The organism is Verrucomicrobiia bacterium (assembly GCA_035577545.1).
In the GTDB taxonomy this organism is placed as follows: Bacteria; Verrucomicrobiota; Verrucomicrobiia; order Palsa-1439; family Palsa-1439; genus Palsa-1439.
Map to the genome: position 1 here is coordinate 1 of DATLVI010000012.1, position 2,250 is coordinate 2,250.

Sequence of the window (2,250 nt, forward strand, 5' to 3'; positions counted from 1 at the left end):
TGGCATCGATCTACGTGAATCGCGGCCTTGGCACCGTCGGCGCTCCTGTGCGCCTCGGGGTGCCCCCAGAAATTACGCTTCTGACTCTCCGCAAGGCGTAGACAATCGAGTCCGGCGGCGTTCCGCCACTCAATGTTTTGCGCAGTTACTGGGAATAAATACCTTCCAACTTCGGTATCCGCTGTGGAGTTTGTCTACGGGAAATAGGAGTGCTGTAGTTCGTCTCCCCGGCTCGACACTACTAAGTTCCTTGTTCTCAATTGATGTTTCATCTCGAGAGCAGTCGTTCGTGCTGGAACTCAAGTTGCTCCCCATGAACTTTTACCCACCCAACCCTCAGTTTGTGGCGATCACATAGGATGTGTTTCACATCCGAAAATTTGAATTGGAGGAAAAGGATAATTATGAGATTTGCAATCAATTGTCGGAAGCTCCTCGCGGCTTCCGCGCTTTCGATATTTGTTCTTCCCGCTGTAACTTTCGCGCAATATACCCGGACCGACCTGGTCACTGACGCTACCGACCCGGACTTGGTGAACGGCTGGGGCCTGACTCGCTCCGGAGGCAGTCCTTTCTGGGTCAGCGACAACGTTACCGGCAAGTCCACCCTGTACAACGGAGCTGGCCAGAAACAAGGGCTAGTGGTTACCATCCCGCCTGCGCCGGGAACTACCGTCCCGGGTTCGCCAACCGGTGATGTTTTTAACATCACGGTCGGAAACGCTACGCCCTCGTTTTCCGTTTCGAACAATGCCACACCCCCCAAAACCGGCACCGCTCTTTTCCTGTTCGCTACCTTGGATGGCACCATCAGCGGTTGGAGTCCCACGGTCGACGGCACGCACGCGCTGATCGCCGCGGACAAGTCGAAAGCTGGTGCCGTCTACACCGGCTTGGCGATCACCAGCGATGCCTCGGGTGATTTCCTTTACGCCGCCGATAACGGCCCCAACAGCCGCATCGACGTTTTCGACAAAAACTTCACCTTGGTGCGTTCCTTTACTGATCCGGCGATCCATGGTGGCTTTGCCCCTTACGGCATTCAGAACATCGGTGGCAAACTCTGGGTGACCTTCGGTGGCAACAAATCGGCTGCCGGTTTCGTAGACGAATTTGACACCGCCGGGAATGTTCTTTTGCGAATCACCGGTCCTCTTCATTCGCCATGGGGTCTCGCGATGGCGCCGGCCGATTTCGGCCCGTTCAGCAACACCTTGCTGGTCGCTAACAATGTTCCCGACGGGCGGATCAACGCGTTCGATCCCACGTCCGGAGCTTTCCTCGGCGCGCTGCGAGACGCCAAAGGCCAGGCCATCGTCATCAACCAGCTTTGGGCTATAGAATTCGGCAACGGCGGAAATGGTGGCCAACTTAATCAGCTATTCTTCACCGCCGGTCCCAATAACTACGCCAACGGATTGTTTGGCATGATCACGGTTGCGCCTTAAACCGACTCTAACAGTATCCTTCTCGGCCCCCGCGGAGGACGCGGCCAGCAGGGTGGCAAGATCGTCTTCCAGGCATGTTGAATGACGTAGGCGGCAGAGACTCCTCGTCTCTGCCGTCATCGAACTGGCGCACTGCTTGGCGTGCGTTTTGGACGGGTGTCCCTGCGTTTCGTGCTGGACGAAAAACTCCGGCTGAGTCAATATTTTCCGGCAACGCTCCGTTTGGACAATTGAGGGTCCGCATGGGTGAAGCCCCGGAAATCGACCGCATCGTGAACGAATTGAACGAGCTTCGCGAGCGCGAAGGTTCCGAACCCGCCAGCACACTTCAACTCGATGCATGGCTCAAGACGCTGATCGCCCGTGGCGGAAGCGATTTGCTGCTTGTAGCCGGCGCGCCCGCCTGCATTCGCACAAAGGGCGCCGTGCAAAAAATCGATGCAGCTCCTCTTGAGGGTTCTGAAATCGAAGCCGCTGTGCTCCCGGCACTCTCGTCACATGCGCTTGCGCGCTACCGCCAAATGCAGATTGCAGATTCTTCGTATCGTGTTGCCGGGCTGGGCCGTTTCCGCATTAACCTGCATCGCGAACGCGGACGCGCGGCCGCTGCGATTCGCGCGTTGCCCCAGAAAGTCCCTACGCTGCGTGAGCTAAACCTTCCCCCTTCGGTGGAAGCCCTCGCGCATCTCCCGCGCGGCCTGGTCTTGATCGGGGGCCCAGCGGGTTCGGGGAAATCGACCACACTCGCGGCCTTAATCGACGACATCAACCGCCGCGAGGCCCGCCACATCGTCACCATCGA

The 2,250-nt window shown here is 57.8% G+C and carries 2 protein-coding genes; both read left to right on the forward strand.

The window, feature by feature from the left end:
• Positions 1-404 precede the first annotated feature (404 nt).
• Positions 405-1,448 (forward strand): TIGR03118 family protein, encoded by a 1,044-nt coding sequence (locus tag VNL17_04255; GenBank protein ID HXI83287.1) that lies wholly within the window; start codon positions 405-407, stop codon positions 1,446-1,448.
• 242 nt (positions 1,449-1,690) lie between these two features.
• A partial coding sequence (locus VNL17_04260; GenBank protein ID HXI83288.1) for an ATPase, T2SS/T4P/T4SS family occupies positions 1,691-2,250 on the forward strand: 560 nt, incomplete at its 3' end.

Bases quoted from the DNA above. Each gene is read 5' to 3' on its own strand.
- VNL17_04255 (HXI83287.1), top strand. From the start codon at position 405: ATGAGATTTGCAATCAATTGTCGGAAGCTCCTCGCGGCTTCCGCGCTT.